This is a genomic window from Citrobacter portucalensis, assembly GCF_002042885.1.
Classification (GTDB): domain Bacteria; phylum Pseudomonadota; class Gammaproteobacteria; order Enterobacterales; family Enterobacteriaceae; genus Citrobacter; species Citrobacter portucalensis.
The window spans coordinates 307,287-327,398 of sequence record NZ_MVFY01000004.1; the positions used below are offsets into that span (position 1 = coordinate 307,287).

At 50.7% G+C, this 20,112-nt stretch carries 22 protein-coding genes; 11 read left to right on the forward strand and 11 right to left on the reverse strand.

What is annotated here, in order from left to right; all coding sequences use genetic code 11:
* Positions 1-107: 107 nt before the first annotated feature.
* Together yjeM and epmA are read right to left on the reverse strand one after the other, a co-directional pair.
* Positions 108-1,610, reverse strand: coding sequence for a glutamate/gamma-aminobutyrate family transporter YjeM (gene yjeM, locus BZK40_RS08570; RefSeq protein WP_008785995.1), 1,503 nt, complete (start codon positions 1,608-1,610; stop codon positions 108-110).
* A gap of 214 nt (positions 1,611-1,824) precedes the next feature.
* Positions 1,825-2,802 (reverse strand): elongation factor P--(R)-beta-lysine ligase, encoded by a 978-nt coding sequence (gene epmA, locus BZK40_RS08575; protein ID WP_003830517.1) that lies wholly within the window; start codon positions 2,800-2,802, stop codon positions 1,825-1,827.
* Positions 2,803-3,126: 324 nt separating this feature from the next.
* Here epmA and frdA point away from each other — a divergent pair, with 324 nt between their 5' ends.
* Genes frdA through frdD form a run of 4 tightly spaced genes read left to right on the forward strand, consistent with a single transcriptional unit; the run spans position 3,127 to position 6,417 of the window.
* Positions 3,127-4,917, forward strand: a complete 1,791-nt coding sequence (gene frdA / locus BZK40_RS08580; RefSeq protein WP_003830519.1) for a fumarate reductase (quinol) flavoprotein subunit — start codon at positions 3,127-3,129, stop codon at positions 4,915-4,917.
* Positions 4,910-5,644: a fumarate reductase iron-sulfur protein gene (gene frdB / locus BZK40_RS08585; protein WP_008785993.1), complete on the forward strand. Its 735-nt coding sequence runs from the start codon at positions 4,910-4,912 to the stop codon at positions 5,642-5,644. The genes frdA and frdB overlap by 8 nt, the downstream gene beginning before the upstream one ends.
* Positions 5,645-5,654: 10 nt before the next feature.
* Positions 5,655-6,050: a fumarate reductase subunit FrdC gene (gene frdC, locus BZK40_RS08590; RefSeq protein WP_003025537.1), complete on the forward strand. Its 396-nt coding sequence runs from the start codon at positions 5,655-5,657 to the stop codon at positions 6,048-6,050.
* Positions 6,051-6,060: 10 nt separating this feature from the next.
* Positions 6,061-6,417 carry a fumarate reductase subunit FrdD gene (gene frdD / locus BZK40_RS08595; RefSeq protein ID WP_003025535.1) on the forward strand — a complete coding sequence of 119 codons (357 nt, stop codon included), beginning with the start codon at positions 6,061-6,063 and terminating at the stop codon, positions 6,415-6,417.
* A 41-nt stretch (positions 6,418-6,458) separates the two neighbouring features.
* On the opposite strand, the gene ampR is transcribed toward frdD, so the two are convergent.
* On the reverse strand, positions 6,459-7,334 hold the full coding sequence (gene ampR / locus BZK40_RS08600; RefSeq protein WP_020996269.1) for a LysR family transcriptional regulator AmpR: 876 nt from the start codon (positions 7,332-7,334) through the stop codon (positions 6,459-6,461).
* Positions 7,335-7,465: 131 nt separating this feature from the next.
* Here ampR and blaCMY point away from each other — a divergent pair, with 131 nt between their 5' ends.
* Positions 7,466-8,611, forward strand: coding sequence for a CMY-2 family class C beta-lactamase (gene blaCMY / locus BZK40_RS08605; RefSeq protein ID WP_079934480.1), 1,146 nt, complete (start codon positions 7,466-7,468; stop codon positions 8,609-8,611).
* Positions 8,612-8,704: 93 nt separating this feature from the next.
* Entirely contained in the window at positions 8,705-9,238 is a 534-nt protein-coding gene (locus BZK40_RS08610) for a lipocalin family protein (protein WP_001221666.1), read from the forward strand.
* Here BZK40_RS08610 and sugE read toward each other — a convergent pair.
* Positions 9,235-9,552 carry a quaternary ammonium compound efflux SMR transporter SugE gene (gene sugE, locus BZK40_RS08615; protein ID WP_000118520.1) on the reverse strand — a complete coding sequence of 106 codons (318 nt, stop codon included), beginning with the start codon at positions 9,550-9,552 and terminating at the stop codon, positions 9,235-9,237. The two genes, BZK40_RS08610 and sugE, sit on opposite strands and share 4 nt — an antisense overlap.
* Positions 9,553-9,808: 256 nt before the next feature.
* Here sugE and BZK40_RS08620 point away from each other — a divergent pair, with 256 nt between their 5' ends.
* Positions 9,809-10,408, forward strand: coding sequence for a LuxR C-terminal-related transcriptional regulator (locus BZK40_RS08620; protein WP_048236298.1), 600 nt, complete (start codon positions 9,809-9,811; stop codon positions 10,406-10,408).
* A 36-nt stretch (positions 10,409-10,444) separates the two neighbouring features.
* On the opposite strand, the gene ecnB is transcribed toward BZK40_RS08620, so the two are convergent.
* The 3 genes from ecnB to efp form a co-directional block, all read right to left on the reverse strand.
* Positions 10,445-10,591, reverse strand: a complete 147-nt coding sequence (gene ecnB, locus BZK40_RS08625; RefSeq protein WP_003025482.1) for a lipoprotein toxin entericidin B — start codon at positions 10,589-10,591, stop codon at positions 10,445-10,447.
* A gap of 107 nt (positions 10,592-10,698) precedes the next feature.
* Complete coding sequence (gene ecnA, locus BZK40_RS08630; RefSeq protein ID WP_003830568.1) at positions 10,699-10,833, reverse strand: lipoprotein antitoxin entericidin A; 135 nt, start codon at positions 10,831-10,833, stop codon at positions 10,699-10,701.
* 57 nt (positions 10,834-10,890) lie between these two features.
* Positions 10,891-11,457: an elongation factor P gene (gene efp / locus BZK40_RS08635; protein ID WP_003025478.1), complete on the reverse strand. Its 567-nt coding sequence runs from the start codon at positions 11,455-11,457 to the stop codon at positions 10,891-10,893.
* Positions 11,458-11,498: 41 nt separating this feature from the next.
* On the opposite strand from efp, the gene epmB reads away from it, so the two are divergent.
* A complete protein-coding gene (epmB, locus tag BZK40_RS08640) occupies positions 11,499-12,527 on the forward strand; it encodes an EF-P beta-lysylation protein EpmB (RefSeq protein WP_079934481.1) in 1,029 nt (342 codons plus the stop codon).
* 183 nt (positions 12,528-12,710) lie between these two features.
* Complete coding sequence (yjeJ, locus tag BZK40_RS08645) at positions 12,711-13,574, forward strand: YjeJ family protein (protein WP_079934482.1); 864 nt, start codon at positions 12,711-12,713, stop codon at positions 13,572-13,574.
* Positions 13,575-13,662: 88 nt separating this feature from the next.
* Here yjeJ and BZK40_RS08650 read toward each other — a convergent pair whose 3' ends face one another.
* From BZK40_RS08650 to BZK40_RS08660, 3 genes are all read right to left on the reverse strand, one after another.
* Complete coding sequence (locus BZK40_RS08650) at positions 13,663-14,016, reverse strand: DUF4156 domain-containing protein (RefSeq protein ID WP_003025468.1); 354 nt, start codon at positions 14,014-14,016, stop codon at positions 13,663-13,665.
* A 252-nt stretch (positions 14,017-14,268) separates the two neighbouring features.
* The gene (gene groL, locus BZK40_RS08655; RefSeq protein ID WP_079934483.1) at positions 14,269-15,912 is read right to left on the reverse strand and encodes a chaperonin GroEL; all 1,644 of its coding nucleotides are present in this window, start codon (positions 15,910-15,912) and stop codon (positions 14,269-14,271) included.
* 43 nt (positions 15,913-15,955) lie between these two features.
* A complete protein-coding gene (locus BZK40_RS08660; protein ID WP_000027827.1) occupies positions 15,956-16,249 on the reverse strand; it encodes a co-chaperone GroES in 294 nt (97 codons plus the stop codon).
* Positions 16,250-16,524: 275 nt separating this feature from the next.
* Here BZK40_RS08660 and yjeH point away from each other — a divergent pair, with 275 nt between their 5' ends.
* Positions 16,525-17,790, forward strand: coding sequence for an L-methionine/branched-chain amino acid transporter (yjeH, locus tag BZK40_RS08665; protein ID WP_008785985.1), 1,266 nt, complete (start codon positions 16,525-16,527; stop codon positions 17,788-17,790).
* A gap of 49 nt (positions 17,791-17,839) precedes the next feature.
* Here the strand turns inward: yjeH and BZK40_RS08670 are convergent, their stop codons facing one another.
* Positions 17,840-18,316, reverse strand: coding sequence for an FxsA family protein (locus BZK40_RS08670; protein ID WP_003025457.1), 477 nt, complete (start codon positions 18,314-18,316; stop codon positions 17,840-17,842).
* Positions 18,317-18,654: 338 nt separating this feature from the next.
* On the opposite strand from BZK40_RS08670, the gene aspA reads away from it, so the two are divergent.
* Positions 18,655-20,091: an aspartate ammonia-lyase gene (aspA, locus tag BZK40_RS08675; RefSeq protein WP_003830668.1), complete on the forward strand. Its 1,437-nt coding sequence runs from the start codon at positions 18,655-18,657 to the stop codon at positions 20,089-20,091.
* The last annotated feature ends 21 nt before the right edge of the window (positions 20,092-20,112 follow it).

Below are 20,112 nucleotides of genomic sequence, written 5' to 3' on the forward strand. Positions count from 1 at the left end.
GTAGGCCCGATAAGCTTGCGCCATCGGGCATTTCATCGCCGATTACAGACATTTTCGAGATTAATATGCGTCCGGATCGGCAACAGGCAATAAACGCCAGATGGCCTTTATTCCACCGCCCACTCAGGCTCGTTGGTCGTGCGACGGCTGTAGTTCTGATAAATCGCCATCGCCAGCAGTGAGAAGAAGATCGGACCGCCGGTCATCCACAGTGCGCTGTTCCAGTCTCCGGCTTCAATCACCGGCTGGATGATGGTGAACACGTTGGCAAATGTCACCACCAGCACGACCACTCCCGTTGCCAGCAGCGTCGCCGCTCGGGTTTTAAAGACAACAAACGGCCTTTCCAGACCCGGACGGGATTTAAAGAACGGGAACGCCAGCGCCAGGAACAGATATGGCAGCGTCATCGAGACATTCGCCATCAGCGTCAGTTTGTTATAGAACGCTGAAGCCGTATCGCCACCAAATGAAACCAACAGGATAAACAGGCTCACCAGCAGGCACTGTAACCACATTGCCGTCGTCGGCATCCCTACGGCATTCAGTTTGGTCATCGGCGCGGGCCACAACGCCTTCGGCGTGCCCTGAATAATCGCTTTCAGCGGTGAGTAGCTGAGGGTGAAAAAAGCGCCGGTATAGGCAAGGAACATGGAAAGCCCGGTAATACGTGCAAACCATACGCCCATCACCATTGCGGCATCAGGGGAAAGATGTAGCGCGTTACCCAACGTCATTCCGAGGCTTTTCATCAGGATATAGGTAATATTCCCGAGGTTAACTGAGCTATTACTTAATACCTGCTGCCAGTTAGTGCTAACGCCCCATAAAAAGATGGCCAGTGAATAACCAACAGAAATGACAATAGCGGCAAAGACAATGCCTTTAGCAAAGTTCTTTTCTGGTTTTTCTGTTTTATCAACCAGTCCCCCTACAGCTTCAATTCCGCCGTAAGCAAAAATGGCAAACACAACAAATGACAACATTGCCAGTCCTGACTGATATCCTGGATTAGGCGAAGAGATGAAATTAATATCCTGTGCAAAGTGGCCACCAGTTAATAACAAAATAGCGACACTCACTAACAACAGAACTAAATTAAGACACATTACGGCAATTCCACCTACAGCCGTAATACGCGCAATCTTATTAATACCCCGGGATGCCACGCAGGTCACCAGGATCATCCAACCGACTGCGAGCAGTCCGACAACCTGCGTAGGCTCAAGCCCTGCGATACGCCAGTGCTGCGTCATGTCTGCGCCAAACAAGAAGGTTGAAAAAGGTACCCAGACTTTCGCCGCAGTACTAACCATCCATATCACATAAGAAGAAAACCACATAAACGTGCCGATAAACGCATAGCGTGGTCCAACGCTATTATTCATCCACGAATAGATTCCCCCCTCTTCTTTCCGATAGGCAGAACCCATTTCCGCCATCATTAAAGCAAATGGAATAAAGAATAATAATGCAGAAAATATATACCACGGTATTGCACTATACCCCATTAAATAGAACGCGGAGGGGCTATTAGCAAAACCGAAAACTGACGTAAATATCATGAGAATGAGACCTATCAGGCTCATCTTTTTTATTGTTTGGGTCATTAAACCATCCCTTACTCTGGCAAGCGTTTAACAAACGCCGCTCACCGGTTGGCACTGCTCTCTTTGCAGAGTTCAGCGATAAAAAAAACAACACAGAATTGATACCTAAACGATATCAAATATCCAGGTGTAAATTGTGGCTATTAGAGGGGAAATGAAAAAATATGCTACAAAGTGGCGATTAAGCCACCACTTTGTATTGCAGAAGAGTAAGTTATGCGCGATCGACGGTAAATGCGATTACCTCGGCCAGGCTCTCTGCGCCCAGCGCCAGCATCACCAGACGGTCAACGCCCAGCGCCACGCCTGAGCAATCCGGCATGCCGACTTTCAGCGCTTCCAGCAGGTTGGTATCGATAGGTTGCTGTGGTAAGCCTCGTGCGGCACGTTTGCGGTTATCCTGTTCAAACCGCTGCTGCTGTTCGCGCGCGTCGGTCAATTCATGGAAACCATTCGCCAGCTCAATACCTTTGTAATAAACCTCGAAACGTTCAGCCACGCGGTGATCTTCGGTACTGATTTGCGCCAGTGATGCCTGGCTGGCCGGGAAATGATACACAAACGTCGGCTTGTCTTTACCAATATGCGGTTCAACACCCATCGTAAACAGCAGTTGCAGTAAGGTATCCCGGTCTTCTTCGGTATCAGCGATATTGCTGAGATCCAATTTCGCCGCCACTTCCCGCAGTTGGGTTTTATCCGCAGACAGCGGGTCAATCTCCAGATGGCGCTGGAAGGCCTGCTGGTAAGAAAGGCTTTCCGCAGGTGAGCAGTCCAGCACCTGCTGGAGCAAATCATCCACTTCATTCATCAGGCGATACATATCGTAGTGCGGACGATACCACTCAAGCATGGTGAATTCAGGGTTATGATGGCGCCCCATCTCTTCATTACGGAAGCTGCGGCACAGTTGATACACCGGGCCGCATCCTGCCACCAGCAGGCGCTTCATATGGTATTCAGGGCTGGTCATTAAATAGAGATTCATTCCCTGGGAGTGTCCAGGGCCAACGAAACGCGTTTCGAACGGGAACAGGTGGATGTCCGTTACCGTTGCCTGACTCATACAAGGGGTCTCAACCTCAAGCACGCCACGATCGGCAAAAAAGCGGCGAATCTCCGCTATAATTGCTGCACGTTTCAACAGATTGGGGATGGACGCGCTCGGCTGCCAGGTTGCCGTTTCGCTCATGGTTGTTTCTCCGATTTATGACAAGGGCACGAAGTCTACTCGTATCGCGCTAACGAGACAAATTTCAGGCAGCACTAATCATCACTGGCAATTGGATAAAAAAAGCGACTTAGGGTGGTTTAGTAATTAAATTAATCAAATTCAATGATAATTCCCCCCTATGACACGCTAAAAAAATCGAACACGTCAAATTTCCCGCACATCCCTAAGACTATACTATTGTACCTATAAAGGAGCAGTGGAAACGCGTTCATAACCTGTTTGAAGCCGATGAAGCATCTGATTTCAGGCAGGGATGAAATAACAACAATCTGGAGGAATGTCGTGCAAACCTTTCAAGCCGATCTTGCCATTATAGGCGCCGGTGGCGCGGGATTACGTGCTGCAATTGCTGCCGCACAAGCAAATCCCAACGCTAAAATCGCACTGATCTCAAAAGTGTACCCAATGCGCAGCCATACCGTTGCTGCCGAAGGCGGCTCTGCTGCTGTCGCGCAGGATCATGACAGCTTTGACTACCATTTTCACGATACGGTAGCAGGCGGAGACTGGCTGTGTGAGCAGGATGTCGTGGATTACTTTGTCCACCACTGCCCAACTGAAATGACGCAACTGGAACAATGGGGCTGCCCATGGAGCCGTCGTGAAGACGGTAGCGTCAACGTACGTCGCTTCGGCGGTATGAAAATCGAGCGTACCTGGTTTGCCGCGGATAAGACCGGCTTCCACATGCTGCATACGCTGTTCCAAACATCTTTGCAGTTCCCGCAGATTCAGCGCTTTGACGAACACTTCGTTCTGGATATCCTGGTTGACGACGGTCATGCTCGCGGCCTGGTTGCCATGAACATGATGGAAGGCACGCTGGTGCAAATCCGTGCTAACGCTGTCGTGATGGCAACGGGCGGCGCAGGTCGTGTTTACCGTTACAACACCAACGGCGGCATCGTAACCGGCGACGGTATGGGCATGGCGCTGAGCCACGGCGTTCCGCTGCGTGATATGGAATTCGTTCAGTATCACCCAACAGGTCTGCCAGGATCCGGTATCCTGATGACTGAAGGCTGCCGTGGTGAAGGCGGTATTCTGGTCAACAAAAACGGCTACCGTTATCTGCAAGACTACGGCATGGGTCCGGAAACCCCGCTGGGCGAGCCAAAAAACAAATACATGGAACTCGGTCCGCGCGACAAAGTTTCTCAGGCGTTCTGGCACGAATGGCGCAAAGGCAACACCATTTCAACTCCGCGTGGCGATGTGGTTCACCTCGACCTGCGTCACCTCGGCGAGAAAAAACTGCTCGAACGTTTACCGTTCATCTGCGAACTGGCGAAAGCTTACGTGGGTGTCGATCCGGTTAAAGAACCGATCCCGGTACGTCCGACCGCGCACTACACCATGGGCGGTATCGAAACCGATCAGCACTGTGAAACCCGCATTAAAGGTCTGTTCGCTGTCGGCGAATGTTCCTCTGTTGGTCTGCATGGCGCTAACCGTCTGGGCTCTAACTCCCTGGCAGAACTGGTGGTCTTCGGTCGTATGGCCGGTGAGCAGGCAGCAGAACGCGCTGCAACGGCTGGCGCTGCAAACAGTGCCGCTCTTGATGCACAGGTTGCTGGCGTTGAAAAACGTCTGAAAGATCTGGTTAACCAGGAAGGTAACGAAAACTGGTCTAAGATCCGTGACGAAATGGGCCTGTCCATGGAAGAAGGTTGCGGTATCTACCGTACGCCGGAACTCATGCAGAAAACCGTTGATAAGCTGGCGGAACTGCAGGAACGCTTCAAGCGCGTACGTATCACTGATACCTCCAGCGTCTTCAACACCGACCTGCTGTATACCATCGAACTGGGTCACGGTCTGAACGTTGCTGAATGTATGGCGCACTCTGCTCTGGCGCGTAAAGAATCCCGCGGCGCGCACCAGCGTCTGGATGAAGGCTGCACCGAGCGTGACGATGTGAACTTCCTCAAACACACCCTCGCCTTCCGCGATGCTGACGGCACGACTCGCCTGGAATATAGCGACGTGAAAATCACCACTCTGCCACCGGCTAAACGTGTTTACGGTGGCGAAGCGGAAGCAGCCGATAAGAAGGAGAAGGCGAATGGCTGAGATGAAAAACCTGAAAGTTGAGGTGGTGCGCTATAACCCGGAAACCGATACCGCGCCGCACAGTGCTTTCTACGAAGTTCCTTATGATGAAACCACGTCACTGCTGGATGCGCTGGGCTACATCAAGGATAACCTGGCACCGGACCTGAGCTACCGCTGGTCCTGCCGTATGGCGATCTGCGGCTCCTGCGGCATGATGGTCAACAATGTACCGAAACTGGCATGCAAAACCTTCCTGCGTGATTACACCAACGGCATGAAGGTTGAAGCGCTGGGCAACTTCCCGATTGAGCGCGATCTGATCGTCGACATGACGCACTTTATCGAAAGCCTGGAAGCAATCAAACCGTACATTATCGGTAACCCGCGCACACCGGATCAGGGTCCAAACACCCAGACTCCGGCGCAGATGGCGAAGTATCATCAGTTCTCCGGTTGCATCAACTGTGGTCTGTGCTATGCCGCGTGTCCGCAGTTCGGCCTGAACCCTGAGTTCATTGGACCGGCTGCGATTACGCTGGCGCATCGTTACAACGAAGATAGCCGCGACCACGGTAAGAAGGAGCGTATGGCTCAGTTGAACAGCCCGAACGGCGTCTGGACCTGTACTTTCGTGGGCTACTGCTCCGAAGTCTGCCCGAAACACGTCGATCCGGCTGCGGCCATTCAGCAGGGTAAAGTTGAAAGTTCAAAAGACTTTCTTATCGCTACCCTGAAACCACGCTAAGGAGTGCACGATGACGACTAAACGTAAAGCCTATGTGCGGCCAATGACGTCCACCTGGTGGAAAAAGCTGCCATTTTATCGTTTTTACATGCTGCGTGAAGGCACGGCAGTTCCGGCAGTCTGGTTCAGCATTGAACTGATTATCGGCCTGTTTGCACTCAAGCATGGTGCAGAGTCCTGGATGGGCTTTGTCGCCTTTTTGCAAAACCCGGTGGTGGTAATCCTTAACATTATCGCCCTGGCAGCAGCGCTGCTGCATACCAAAACCTGGTTTGAGCTGGCGCCAAAAGCAGCCAACATCATCGTAAAAGACGAAAAAATGGGGCCAGAGCCGATCATCAAAGGTCTCTGGGCAGTTACTGTGGTTGCGACAGTAGTCATACTGTTTGTTGCCCTGTTCTGGTAAGGAGTCCGGAATGATTAATCCAAATCCAAAACGCTCTGACGAACCCGTATTCTGGGGCCTGTTTGGTGCAGGCGGTATGTGGAGCGCAATCATTGCGCCAGTAATGATCCTGCTGGTAGGCATTATGCTGCCGCTGGGCTTTGTTCCTGATGCTTTCAGCTATGAACGCGTACTGGCATTCGCTCAGAGCTTCATCGGACGTGCGTTTCTGTTCCTGATGATCGTTCTGCCGCTGTGGTGTGGTTTACACCGTATGCACCACGCGATGCATGACCTGAAAATCCACGTGCCTGCTGGCAAATGGGTATTCTACGGACTGGCAGCAATCCTGACCGTCGTAACGGCTATTGGCATTCTGACCATCTAAGTACATGCGTTAATTATCAGGCCCGCCATTGGCGGGCCTTTTTATTTGTGCAGCATTCCTGTCAACCAACGGGAAAATTCACGCATCGCGGGTGTCTCCGGACGCGATTGCAAACGCGTTATCCAGTAACTTCCCAAATCAATCTGCGTTAAAAACGGTTGAACGATTCGTTCCCTACTGAGTAAATGCGTGAACATTCTGACTGGTGCAATTGCCACACCGATCCCCGCCTGCGCGGCTTCCAGCATGGTGACGGACGAATCAAACACCACCACGTTGTGCGTCGGTGACGGGGGCGCCTCTCCGGCGGCCTGCATCCAAAGCGTCCATTCATCCCGCCGATACGATCGTAATAACGGAAATTTCAGGATGTCCGCAGGCGTTTGAATCTGCGAAGCCAATGTTGGCGAACACAGTGGAGACATCAACGCGCTACATAAATATTGCGCGTCGGTATCGTGCCAGGCTCCCCCTCCGTAGCGAATGGTATAATCCAGCCCTTCGGCAGCGGGATCCACGCGGTTATTATGGGTAGAAATATGCAAATCAATATGCGGGTAACTGCGCTTAAAATCGCCCAGTAGAGGAAACAGACACCCAACCGCAAAGGTCCCCACCACGCCAATTTTAAGTTTTTCCTGGGTCTGTTTGGTGGCAAAACGATCCAGCATCCCCGCCATACGATCGAAAGAGTCATTAAGTACAGGTAACAGACTTTCCCCTTCAGTCGTCAACATTAATCCACGAGAACCGCGCACAAAAAGCTGACAATTTAGCTGCTGCTCCAGCGCTTTTACATGCTGACTGATGGCAGAATGCGTCACGTTGAGCTCAATCGCGGCGCGGGTAAAACTGAGATGTCTGGCCGCGGCTTCAAAAGCCCGCAGCGAGTTAAGAGGGATATAGCTACGCGTCATCATCCGGCCTGTTAGAAAAACTTATATCTGCTGCTAAATTTAACCGTTTGTCAACACGGTGCAAATCAAACACACTGATTGCGTCTGACGGGCCCGGACACCCTTTTGCTTTTAATTACGGAACTGATTTCATGATGAAAAAATCGTTATGCTGCGCTCTGCTGCTGACAGCCTCTTTCTCCACGTTTGCCTCCGCCAAAACAGAACAACAGATTGCCGATATCGTTAATCGCACCATCACCCCGTTGATGCAGGAGCAGGCTATTCCGGGTATGGCCGTTGCCATTATCTACCAGGGAAAACCCTATTATTTCACCTGGGGTAAAGCCGATATCGCCAATAACCACCCAGTCACGCAGCAAACGCTGTTTGAGCTAGGGTCGGTCAGTAAGACGTTTAACGGCGTGTTGGGCGGCGATGCTATCGCCCGCGGCGAAATTAAGCTCAGCGATCCGGTCACGAAATACTGGCCAGAACTGACAGGCAAACAGTGGCAGGGTATCAGCCTGCTGCACTTAGCCACCTATACGGCAGGCGGCCTACCGCTGCAGATCCCCGATGACGTTACTGATAAAGCCGCATTACTGCGTTTTTATCAAAACTGGCAGCCGCAATGGGCCCCGGGCGCTAAGCGTCTTTACGCTAACTCCAGCATTGGTCTGTTTGGCGCGCTGGCGGTGAAACCCTCAGGAATGAGTTACGAAGAGGCAATGACCAGACGCGTCCTGCAACCATTAAAACTGGCGCATACCTGGATTACAGTTCCGCAGAACGAACAAAAAGATTATGCCTGGGGCTATCGCGAAGGGAAGGCTGTACACGTTTCTCCGGGACAACTTGACGCCGAAGCCTATGGCGTGAAATCCAGCGTTATTGATATGGCCCGCTGGGTTCAGGTCAACATGGACGCCAGCCGCGTTCAGGAGAAAACGCTCCAGCAGGGCATTGCGCTTGCGCAGTCTCGCTACTGGCGTATTGGCGATATGTACCAGGGATTAGGCTGGGAGATGCTGAACTGGCCGCTGAAAGCTGATTCAATCATCAACGGTAGCGACAGCAAAGTGGCATTGGCAGCGCTTCCCGCCGTTGAGGTAAACCCGCCTGCCCCCGCTGTGAAAGCCTCATGGGTGCATAAAACGGGATCCACTGGAGGATTTGGCAGCTACGTAGCCTTCGTTCCAGAAAAAAACCTTGGCATCGTGATGCTGGCAAACAAAAGCTATCCTAACCCTGTCCGTGTCGAGGCGGCCTGGCGCATTCTTGAAAAGCTGCAATAACTAACGATGAGGCCCAGGATATTGGGCCTCCTTTCTTTCTCTTTTTTTCCTGTTGTCATCTACACTTAACAAAAATACAGCAAGGAAAATCCCATGCGCATTTTGCCCGTCGTTGCTGCAGTTACGGCTGCATTCCTGGTTGTCGCGTGTAGCTCCCCGACACCGCCGAAAGGCGTTACCGTGGTAAATAACTTTGATGCCAAACGCTATCTGGGAACCTGGTATGAAATTGCGCGCTTCGACCATCGTTTCGAGCGCGGATTGGATAAAGTGACCGCAACATACAGCTTGCGCGACGACGGCGGCATCAACGTTATTAACAAGGGCTATAACCCTGACAGGGAGATGTGGCAGAAAACGGAAGGGAAAGCCTATTTCACCGGCGACCCAAGCAGAGCCGCGCTTAAGGTTTCTTTTTTCGGCCCCTTCTATGGCGGGTATAACGTAATTGCACTCGACCGGGAATATCGTCACGCGCTGGTTTGTGGCCCGGATCGCGACTACCTGTGGATCCTTTCACGGACCCCTACTATTTCAGATGAAATGAAACAGCAAATGTTAGCCATCGCGACCCGGGAAGGGTTTGAAGTGAATAAACTGATTTGGGTGAAACAGCCTGGCGCTTAGTGAGTGCTCAGCTTCAGACCAATAATACCAGCAACGATCAGCCCAAGGCTCAGCAAACGTGCCGGGCTGGCAGACTCACCCAGCAGTAAAATCCCTGTAATGGCCGCCCCAACAGCGCCAATACCGGTCCAGACCGCATAAGCTGTTCCAACAGGCAACGTGCGCATTGCCCAGGAGAGCATGGCGATGCTGACGATCATCGCCGCAATAGTGATAATGCTTGGCGTAAGACGCGTAAAACCGTGGGTGTATTTCAGGCCAATCGCCCATACGACTTCGAGCAAACCTGCAATTAATAAAACGATCCAGGACATATCAGGCTCCAGAACTATGGGGCCGTCCCCGGTGAATGAAGCGTTTGCAGGTCGTCCTGCAAAGCTGATGTGTGAAATGGCATTTTTGCCCGGAAGAAAATGAATTTCAACCTTTTTATTCACTGCCTGCTAAAAGCAAGAATTAAGCATAATTAGCGGCGTAGTTCCCGCATTTGGCACTCATCGGAGTTCTCTATGATGAAGGGCTTTCTGAAACCAGAAAGTCGATTGCCCCTCTTCTGAATGCGAAACGTTTATGCTTAAAATTTTAGTGATTGACCGGTGCCACTTTACCCGCACAGGGATAGAGGCCTTGCTTAATCATTCTGGCAGGTTCAGCTCCTCATTTCTGGTATCAGGAATCAATAATCTCCTGTTAGCAAAAGAGCATATTTTGCAATGGAAACCGCATCTGGTGATCGCGGATTTATACAGTTTTATTAGCGAGACGCACTCCAGTCCGCCAATTAAACCTTTTTTTATGAGTTGTGGCGTCATCCCACTGATTTTACTGCAATCAGCAGACAGACAGCATGCCCCCATCGTGCCCTCTCAATCCGTAGCCCATTCGGTCTTGACCAAGCACACCACGCTGAACACACTCTCCCACACAATTCAGGAAGCGCTTCAGGTTCGCCCCGCATTAGAAATAGCCAAAAACGCCACGCCTTTGCTTACGCCGCAAGAGGAGAAAGTATTATCAATGTGGATGGATGGTGTGAGTAACAATGCCATTGCCGCCGCGCTCAGCATTCATGGCAAAACGGTCTACACCTATAAGCGGAATATCCGTATGAAACTGCACCTGGGGAACCGCTTCTCGCCGTTCCTGTCACTCCCAAGGAAGGGTGATTAACGGTACGACACGACGTCGTACCGTTCTTCATTATTGCTATTGCTGAGCTTTTGTCGCTGCACCAGAGATTGCGCTACCGCCTTCAGAGATATCCTGTCCTACGCCTCGTGTGGTATTACACGCGGTTAAAACGGAAGAAAGTACCAACACAGAAAAGATCGCAGCAATTGTCTTCTTAACCATAACGTCTTCCTTTTCTAGCCAATATTGTTTGTGTATAGCTACTTAATAATAGACAAGATCCGGGAGTGTGATGGATAAACAACCGTTTTTAAGACTATATGAAAGGATTAGCTGGCGGCGTGTGAAATTGAGTTGCCAAGATGTTTGATGTCTTCACCGAAGCCGCGTGCGGTATTGCATCCTGTCAGAAGGGTGCTGGTGAAAAGGAGTAGCATTACAAGACCGAGAAGACGTTTCATCATTCCTGCCCTGGAAAAAGTATGGCGCAGCAACCTGCGCCATAAGATCAAATGGAAGACTTATTTTACGCGAGAAACGTATTCGCCGGAGCGGGTATCCACTTTGATCACTTCGCCGATCTGTACGAACAGCGGAACTTTAACGACTGCGCCGGTAGACAGGGTAGCCGGTTTGCCGCCAGTACCAGCGGTATCGCCTTTCAGACCTGGGTCGGTTTCAACAACTTCCAGCTCAACGAAGTTCGGCGGAGTTACGGAGATCGGCTGACCGTTCCACAGGGTCACGATGCATTCAGCCTGGTCCAGCAGCCATTTAGCGTTATCGCCTACCGCTTTCTCGTCTGCAGCCAGCTGTTCGAAAGTGGTGTTATTCATAAAGTGCCAGAACTCACCGTCGCTATACAGGAAGGTCAGGTTCATGTCGGCTACGTCTGCGCCTTCAGCGGAGTCAGTAGACTTGAAGGTTTTCTCTACGCGAGTACCGGTCAGCAGGCGACGCAGCTTAACGCGCGCAAACGCCTGGCCTTTACCTGGTTTAACGAATTCGCTGGCTTCAACCGCATAAGGTTCGCCGTCCAACATGATTTTAAGACCAGCACGAAAATCGTTGCTATAGTACGTTGCCATAAGGCCCTCTGAAAATTGTTAACTGGTAGCTAAGCCACAAAATGGCGCATATTGTAACCCTAAATACCCCATCCAGAGAAGATTGGTTATCGCAACTTGCCGATGTTGTGACCGATCCCGATGAACTTCTGCATCTTTTGAACATAGATGCAGATGAAAAACTGTTGGCCGGACGCGACGCGAGACGGCTTTTCGCCCTGCGCGTGCCGCGTGCGTTTATTGCCCGCATGGAGAAAGGCAACCCGGACGATCCGCTTTTACGTCAGGTACTGACTGCCCAGGAAGAGTTTGTGGCCGCGCCAGGCTACTCAACCGACCCACTGGAAGAACAGCACAGCGTGGTTCCCGGTCTGCTGCATAAATATCGCAATCGGGCACTGCTGCTGGTTAAAGGCGGTTGCGCGGTAAATTGTCGCTATTGCTTCCGCCGGCATTTCCCATACGCCGAAAATCAGGGCAATAAGCGCAACTGGCAGGTCGCCATCGACTACATTAACGCGCACCCTGAGCTGGATGAAATCATCTTCTCTGGTGGCGATCCGTTAATGGCCAAGGACCACGAACTGGACTGGTTGCTCACGCAACTGGAAGCTATCCCGCACATTAAGCGTCTGCGTATTCACAGCCGTTTGCCGATAGTGATCCCGGCGCGCATTACAGAAGGACTGGTCGAGCGCTTTGCGCACTCCTCCTTGCAGATTCTGCTGGTCAATCACATTAACCATGCCAATGAAATTGATGAGACGTTTCGCCAGGCGATGAGCAGTCTGCGCGCCGTGGGCGTTACGTTACTCAACCAAAGCGTATTGCTGCGTGGCGTGAACGATAACGCACAAACCCTGGCTAACCTTAGCAACGCACTGTTTGATGCCGGTGTGATGCCCTATTACCTGCACGTGCTGGATAAAGTGCAGGGTGCCGCACACTTTATGGTCAGCGACGATGAAGCGCGTCGCATTATGCGTGAGCTTCTGACGCTAGTTTCCGGCTATATGGTCCCCAAACTGGCACGTGAAATTGGTGGAGAGCCAAGTAAAACACCGCTGGATCTGCAGTTACGTCAACAATAGCTATTACTGAGTGTCCGATTCCGGACACTCACCACGATTACTTATTATTTAAATACCCACAAGTGGAGCCTCGCTTTTAATCTGTGCTATTTTAATTAGCGCAGTTCAATTATTCATTCGTAAATTTTATCAATAGTTTCAAATGCAGAATATTAATAAATATATGGTTAGGGAGAACCTTTTATGGCTATAAGTATTAAGGGCGTTAATACTGGCATTATTCGCCAAAAGAATGAATTTGTTGCCATGGCATTAAAAATAAAAGAACCAAGAAACAAAGAATCTCTCTTTTTTCTCTCTCCACTTGGACTTAGAGACCTGCTTATCGCGCTGGAGAGCCGGCTGTACGCTATTTCTCAGCTAAACAAAGACGAGCGTATGCAATATGAAAAGGCATGTGATAAAGCCAGCAAAAAAATGCACGAGAATATTCCGTCAATTCAGGAAGATGAACTAAAAAATGCGGATATTAACCGTCGCATAAATTCGCTGATGTTAGTGGATGACAAAGGCGAGAATTTAACATTTTCTCTGACGTTACATGACGGACAAACATGCGAATTACTGGTTAATGAATTACAGATTCAGGTGTTGGCGCATGTAATTATTCACGCAATAAATAATGCTGGCATGAGAGAACTCGCGCTACAAATAACATCGCTGCTGGATTTCCTGCCGCTGTACGATGTTGATTGTCAGCAAAACGACAATCTGGAATACGACTCTTATACACACCCCGAATGGAAACATAACCTGTTTAATCATTATCTGGCTATTATTTACCGCTATACAGATGATAAAGGAAAAGCCCAGTTCTGTGGTTCGGTAGTGAAAACTCGCGCCCTTTCCGGTAGCAAAGAAGCCGAAGCCATTACTCGCCGTCTTCTCGACTTCAGCCCGCGGCTGAAAAAACTTGCCGGTGTACCGTGCCAGGTGTTTGTCAGAACGTTGACGGGTGATAAGACGCAAAAGCTCAATCAGGATCAGTGCCTGCGCGCATTGCATCATTTACGCGTTCAGTCTGCGCATAAGACTCAGAATGCCTGATGGCGCTGCGCTTATCAGGCCTACGATCATTCGTACCGTAGGCCGGATAAGACGCTTTAGCGTCGCCATCCGGCATCAGCAGCAGTTCTCAATTAGGGCACTTATAAACCTGTCCAATCATCTCGCTGGCGGTAGGAACAAAGCTGGACAGCATTCCCTGCGATGGGCTGCTGACGCCATAAATCACGTTACCGCCCATTGCCGCAGCCTGGTTACGCAGATCGTTTGCTGCGCCACGCATTGAGCCGCCCTCTTCGCCGTGCTGGCCTGAAAGCCAGTTGCTTTGCTTACCGGTTGCGGTGCCTATCAGTTGGCACTCTGCGCCAGGCTTGTCTTCAACAAAACGTACGCTTTGCCCGGCAGAACTCAGTTCATTGCTGGAGCTACAACCCGCCATCAGTAGCGCGGCACCAACGATCCCTGCTAAATATTTCACGTGCATGTCATTCCCCATATTCAATTAGTTGGACCTTATGTCCGTAGCTGAATCATATACTAAAAAGATGACCAAAAGAAAAACCCCCAGACATTTCTGCCCGAGGGTTTCTCAATTCTGGGAGATGAGCACCCAAATCATTCTGGTTGCAGGAAGGCGGCCAGTTTGTTAATCCCCAGGAGCTTACTCAAGTAAGTGACTGGGGTTAGCAAACGCAGCCAACGCATCTGCAGCCTGAAGGATGCAGGGTGTAGGCAATTACATCATGCCGCCCATTCCACCCATACCACCCATACCGGCAGCACCTAAGTCAGGCGCATCGCTTTTCGGCAGGTCGGTAACCATGCACTCGGTGGTGATCATCAGACCCGCAACAGAAGCCGCGTACTGCAGAGCAGAACGAGTTACTTTGGTTGGATCCAGGATACCCATGTCGATCATGTTGCCGTATTCTTCAGTTGCAGCGTTGTAACCGTAGTTACCGTCACCCGCTTTCACGGTGTTAGCCACTACAGACGGCTCTTCGCCGCAGTTCAGTACGATTTGACGCAGTGGGGATTCCATTGCGCGCAGCGCAACTTTGATACCTACGTTCTGGTCTTCGTTCTGACCTTTCAGGCCGGCAATTTTAGACGCTACGCGAATCAGCGCAACACCACCACCAGCAACCACGCCTTCTTCTACCGCAGCACGGGTAGCGTGCAGGGCATCTTCAACGCGGGCTTTCTTCTCTTTCATTTCAACTTCAGTCGCAGCACCAACTTTGATAACCGCAACGCCGCCTGCCAGTTTCGCTACGCGCTCCTGCAGTTTTTCACGATCATAGTCGGAAGTTGCTTCTTCGATCTGCTGACGAATCTGAGTCACGCGACCCTGGATTGCAGCTTCGTCGCCCACGCCATCAATGATGGTGGTGGTATCTTTGTTGATAACAACGCGTTTCGCCTGACCCAGATCTTCCAGAGTTGCTTTTTCCAGCTCCATACCGATCTCTTCAGAGATAACGGTACCACCGGTCAGGGTAGCGATATCCTGCAGCATTGCTTTACGACGATCGCCGAAGCCAGGTGCTTTAACTGCAGCGACTTTCACGATACCGCGCATGGTGTTAACAACCAGAGTTGCCAGCGCTTCGCCTTCAACATCTTCAGCGATGATCAGCAGCGGTTTGCCTGCTTTCGCTACAGCTTCCAGAACCGGCAGCATTTCGCGGATGTTGGAGATTTTCTTGTCAGCCAGCAGGATGAACGGGCTTTCCAGTTCTACTGCGCCAGTTTCCGGCTTGTTGATGAAGTAAGGAGACAGGTAGCCACGGTCGAACTGCATACCTTCAACCACGTCCAGTTCGTCCTGCAGACCGGTACCGTCTTCAACGGTGATCACGCCTTCTTTACCGACTTTGTCCATCGCTTCAGCGATCAGTTTACCTACGGTTTCGTCGGAGTTAGCGGAGATGGTACCAACCTGAGCAATAGCTTTAGAGTCGGAGCACGGTACGGACAGTGCTTTCAGTTCTTCAACAGCAGCAGCGACAGCTTTGTCGATACCACGTTTCAGATCCATCGGGTTCATGCCCGCAGCAACGGCTTTCAGACCTTCAGTGATGATGGACTGAGCCAGTACGGTTGCGGTGGTGGTACCGTCACCTGCAGCGTCGTTCGCTTTAGAGGCAACTTCTTTCACCATCTGCGCACCCATGTTTTCGAACTTGTCTTCCAGTTCGATTTCACGTGCTACGGAAACACCATCTTTAGTGATGGTCGGTGCACCGAAAGATTTATCCAGAACTACGTTACGGCCTTTTGGACCGAGGGTAACTTTCACTGCATCTGCCAGTACGTTTACGCCGCGCAGCATTTTCACACGAGCGTCGTTACCGAATTTTACGTCTTTAGCTGCCATTTTCTCTTTCCCTTAAATTCGTATGTTCAGTGTCGTTCGCGGATTAGGCTTCAACAATCGCCAGGATGTCGCTTTCAGACATGATCAACACTTCTTCATTGTCGATCTTCTCAGATTTAACACCGTAGCCATCGTTGAAAATAACGATATCGCCGACTTTCACGTCCAGCGGCTGTACGGTACCGTTGTCCAGGATGCGACCCTTACCGACAGCGATGATTTCGCCACGAGTTGATTTACCTGCTGCAGAACCAGTCAGTACGATGCCGCCAGCAGATTTGGATTCAACTTCTTTACGTTTGACGATCACACGATCATGTAACGGACGAATACTCATTGATAGCTCTCCTTTGAGAAAGTCTTTATCAGTTATGGGTGACGCCGGCCCGTAAACGGTTTCCCGGCTAGTGACCAGAGAGATGGGGATGGGGTTTTGTGCCTTCAAGGGGGCAAGCGAAAAAAATTTTTTATCAGCAGAAAATCCCGTCAAAACGCCGACGCACCTCACATTTCATAACGATTTCAGTCACGTCGTCATAAGCAAATCTGATTGTGATACCATCAAAAATCTGCGCTGTAGCCCGGTCAATGGGCATAACCGGATAACAACTTATGAGCGGACTGAAACAAGAGCTGGGACTGGCTCAGGGCGTTGGCCTGTTGTCGACATCATTGTTAGGTACAGGCGTTTTTGCCGTCCCCGCGCTGGCCGCACTGGTTGCGGGCAACAACAGCCTGTGGGCATGGCCGGTGCTGATTGTTTTGGTCTTTCCCGTAGCGATTGTCTTCGCCGTACTGGGTCGTCATTTTCCCAGCGCAGGCGGTGTGGCGCATTTTGTCGGCATGGCCTTTGGTTCACGCCTGGAGCGCGTCACCGGATGGCTATTTTTGTCGGTCATTCCTGTCGGTTTGCCTGCGGCATTGCATATCGCCGCCGGATTCGGTCAGGCGATGTTTGGCTGGCATGACGAGCAGCTTTTGCTGGCTGAGCTCGGTACGCTGGCATTGGTTTGGTACATCGGCTCTCGCGGCGCAAGCTCCAGCGCGAATCTACAAACGGTCATTGCAGGACTGATTGTTGCCCTGATTGTTGCTATCTGGTGGGCGGGCGATCTGACACCTGGCGAAATCCCCTTCCCTGCGATTACCGATATTGAGCTTCCCGGCCTGTTCGCCGCGTTGTCGGTCATGTTCTGGTGCTTTGTCGGCCTTGAAGCGTTTGCTCACCTGGCGTCTGAATTCAAAAATCCGGAGCGAGACTTCCCACGCGCACTGATGATCGGCCTGCTGCTGGCAGGGTCTGTTTATTGGGCATGCACCGTTGTCGTTCTCCATTTTGGTGCCTACGGCGAGCAAATGGCGGCCGCAGCGTCGCTGCCAGAGATCGTCGTGCAACTGTTTGGCGTACAAGCTCTGTGGGTCGCCTGCATCATTGGTTATCTGGCCTGTTTTGCCAGCCTCAACATTTATATACAAAGCTTCGCCCGGCTGGTCTGGTCACAAGCGCAGTATAAGCCGGAGAGTTATCTGGCTCGTCTGTCCCCCCGACACCTTCCGCGCAATGCGCTAAACGCCGTATTGGGCTGCTGCGTAATCAGTACTCTGTGCATCTATATGCTGCAAATCAATCTCGATGCGTTAATCGTCTACGCCAACGGCATCTTTATTATGATTTATCTGCTGTGCATGCTGGCAGGTTGTCGATTACTGAAAGGGCATTATCGCGTACTGGCAGTCATTGGCGGTCTGCTGTGCCTACTGCTACTGGCGATGGTCGGCTGGAAGAGTCTGTACGCGTTGATTATGCTGGCAGGACTGTGGCTGTTTTTACCCCGCAGGCCGGATAAGGCAACGTTGACGCCATCATCCGGCCTATAAACACTTTTGCCGGATGACGCTAACGCTTATCCGGCCTACATACTGATGCTTAATCCCGACGATCGTCTTTATGTTCGATGCTGTCGCGCTTGTCATCCTTGCGCTGAAATTCACCATCAAAAGTCTCACCGCCACCCGTTCCGGCGCTAAAACCACCGCCAGGCATACGCGAAAAACGCAAATGTGGCAGCAGTTTCATCGTCAGATGTTTTTGCACCGGGGGTAATAAAAGAAGAAGACCGAGGAAATCGGTGAAAAATCCGGGCAGCACCAACAGCAGACCGGCAATAATCAGCGATACGCTTTTGATCATTTCTGCAGCCGGACTTTCACCTGCCGCCATTTTCTGTTGCATCAGTAAAAAGTTCTTAAATCCCTGATTACGAACCAGAGACATACCGATAACCGATGTAAAAATAACCAAAATCAGCGTCATCAGGACGCCCATCACATGGGCAACCTGAATAAAAATAGATATCTCTATGTAAACATAGAGAAAAATGGCAAGTAATGGTATCCAGCGCAAAGGGATCTCCTGTTAATAACAGCCGTTTTGTTCAACTTCTGTTCGAAAAATTATGTTAATCGCATCGATTTGATATTGTGGTGGTTAGCAAAATTTCAAGTGGCTTGTACACTAATATTTGGGGTTAATCACAAAGGGGTGATCCATTTCACAGAATAATAAATAAGGGGTAAATTCCACGCTTTAAGTGATCCAGATTACGGTAGAAATCCTGAACCAGCATATGATCTCGGGTATCAGACCGATGCAGGGGATAATCGTCGGTCGAGAAACAATCGAAATCACATATATCCTGTGTGTTTAGTCAAATCATTGGCAGCTTGAAAAAGAAGGTTCACATGTTAAACAACATTCGTATCGAAGAAGACTTGTTGGGTACCAGGGAAGTTCCAGCGGACGCCTACTACGGTGTCCACACTCTGAGAGCGATTGAAAACTTCTACATTAGCAACAACAAAATCAGCGATATTCCTGAATTTGTTCGCGGTATGGTAATGGTTAAAAAGGCAGCGGCTATGGCCAACAAAGAGCTGCAAACCATTCCTAAGAGTGTGGCAAATGCCATCATCGCGGCGTGTGATGAAGTCCTGAATAACGGAAAATGCATGGATCAGTTCCCGGTAGACGTTTACCAGGGTGGTGCGGGTACCTCCGTCAACATGAACACCAACGAAGTTCTGGCCAATATCGGTCTGGAACTGATGGGTCACCAGAAAGGTGAATATCAGTACCTGAACCCGAACGACCACGTTAACAAATGTCAGTCTACCAACGACGCATACCCAACTGGCTTCCGTATCGCTGTATACGCATCCATCATCAAACTGGTTGATGCACTGAACCAGCTGCGCGAAGGCTTCGAGAAAAAAGCTGTTGAATTCCAGGACATCCTGAAAATGGGTCGTACCCAGCTGCAGGATGCTGTACCGATGACCCTCGGTCAGGAATTCCATGCTTTTAGCGTACTGTTGAAAGAAGAAGTGAAAAACATTAGCCGTACCGCTGAGCTGCTGCTGGAAGTTAACCTCGGCGCGACAGCAATCGGTACTGGTCTGAACACGCCGAAAGAGTACTCTCCGCTGGCAGTACAGAAACTGGCTGAAGTCACCGGCTTCGCCTGTGTTCCTGCAGAAGACCTGATTGAAGCAACTTCTGACTGTGGCGCATACGTTATGGTGCACGGCGCACTGAAACGTCTGGCTGTGAAGATGTCCAAAATCTGTAACGACCTGCGTTTACTCTCCTCTGGTCCGCGTGCGGGTCTGAACGAGATCAACCTGCCGGAACTGCAGGCTGGTTCTTCTATCATGCCAGCTAAAGTGAACCCGGTTGTTCCGGAAGTCGTAAACCAGGTGTGCTTCAAAGTCATCGGTAACGACATCACTGTAACCATGGCATCTGAAGCTGGTCAGCTGCAGCTGAACGTAATGGAGCCGGTCATTGGTCAGGCAATGTTTGAATCCATTCACATTCTGAGCAATGCTTGCTACAACCTGCTGGAAAAATGCGTTAGTGGTATCACTGCTAACAAAGAAGTCTGTGAAGCGTTTGTATTCAACTCCATCGGCATCGTTACTTACCTCAACCCGTTCATTGGTCACCACAACGGCGACATCGTCGGTAAAATTTGTGCCGAAACTGGTAAGAGCGTACGTGAAGTTGTCCTGGAGCGCGGTCTGTTGACCGAGTCTGAACTGGACGATATCTTCTCTGCACAGAACCTGATGCACCCTGCTTATAAAGCAAAACGTTATACTGATGAAAGCGAACAGTAATCGTGTAGGGTAGTACCGGAG

What these genes read in the sequence shown, in the direction of transcription:
- yjeM (WP_008785995.1), bottom strand. Translation starts at nt 1,610, where the DNA reads ATGACCCAAACAATAAAAAAGATGAGCCTGATAGGTCTCATTCTCATG.
- epmA (WP_003830517.1), bottom strand. Translation starts at nt 2,802, where the DNA reads ATGAGCGAAACGGCAACCTGGCAGCCGAGCGCGTCCATCCCCAATCTG.
- frdB (WP_008785993.1), top strand. Translation starts at nt 4,910, where the DNA reads ATGGCTGAGATGAAAAACCTGAAAGTTGAGGTGGTGCGCTATAACCCG.
- frdC (WP_003025537.1), top strand. Translation starts at nt 5,655, where the DNA reads ATGACGACTAAACGTAAAGCCTATGTGCGGCCAATGACGTCCACCTGG.
- frdD (WP_003025535.1), top strand. Translation starts at nt 6,061, where the DNA reads ATGATTAATCCAAATCCAAAACGCTCTGACGAACCCGTATTCTGGGGC.
- ampR (WP_020996269.1), bottom strand. Translation starts at nt 7,334, where the DNA reads ATGACGCGTAGCTATATCCCTCTTAACTCGCTGCGGGCTTTTGAAGCC.
- blaCMY (WP_079934480.1), top strand. Translation starts at nt 7,466, where the DNA reads ATGATGAAAAAATCGTTATGCTGCGCTCTGCTGCTGACAGCCTCTTTC.
- BZK40_RS08610 (WP_001221666.1), top strand. Translation starts at nt 8,705, where the DNA reads ATGCGCATTTTGCCCGTCGTTGCTGCAGTTACGGCTGCATTCCTGGTT.
- sugE (WP_000118520.1), bottom strand. Translation starts at nt 9,552, where the DNA reads ATGTCCTGGATCGTTTTATTAATTGCAGGTTTGCTCGAAGTCGTATGG.
- BZK40_RS08620 (WP_048236298.1), top strand. Translation starts at nt 9,809, where the DNA reads ATGCTTAAAATTTTAGTGATTGACCGGTGCCACTTTACCCGCACAGGG.
- ecnB (WP_003025482.1), bottom strand. Translation starts at nt 10,591, where the DNA reads ATGGTTAAGAAGACAATTGCTGCGATCTTTTCTGTGTTGGTACTTTCT.
- ecnA (WP_003830568.1), bottom strand. Translation starts at nt 10,833, where the DNA reads ATGATGAAACGTCTTCTCGGTCTTGTAATGCTACTCCTTTTCACCAGC.
- efp (WP_003025478.1), bottom strand. Translation starts at nt 11,457, where the DNA reads ATGGCAACGTACTATAGCAACGATTTTCGTGCTGGTCTTAAAATCATG.
- epmB (WP_079934481.1), top strand. Translation starts at nt 11,499, where the DNA reads ATGGCGCATATTGTAACCCTAAATACCCCATCCAGAGAAGATTGGTTA.
- yjeJ (WP_079934482.1), top strand. Translation starts at nt 12,711, where the DNA reads ATGGCTATAAGTATTAAGGGCGTTAATACTGGCATTATTCGCCAAAAG.
- BZK40_RS08650 (WP_003025468.1), bottom strand. Translation starts at nt 14,016, where the DNA reads ATGCACGTGAAATATTTAGCAGGGATCGTTGGTGCCGCGCTACTGATG.
- groL (WP_079934483.1), bottom strand. Translation starts at nt 15,912, where the DNA reads ATGGCAGCTAAAGACGTAAAATTCGGTAACGACGCTCGTGTGAAAATG.
- BZK40_RS08660 (WP_000027827.1), bottom strand. Translation starts at nt 16,249, where the DNA reads ATGAGTATTCGTCCGTTACATGATCGTGTGATCGTCAAACGTAAAGAA.
- yjeH (WP_008785985.1), top strand. Translation starts at nt 16,525, where the DNA reads ATGAGCGGACTGAAACAAGAGCTGGGACTGGCTCAGGGCGTTGGCCTG.
- aspA (WP_003830668.1), top strand. Translation starts at nt 18,655, where the DNA reads ATGTTAAACAACATTCGTATCGAAGAAGACTTGTTGGGTACCAGGGAA.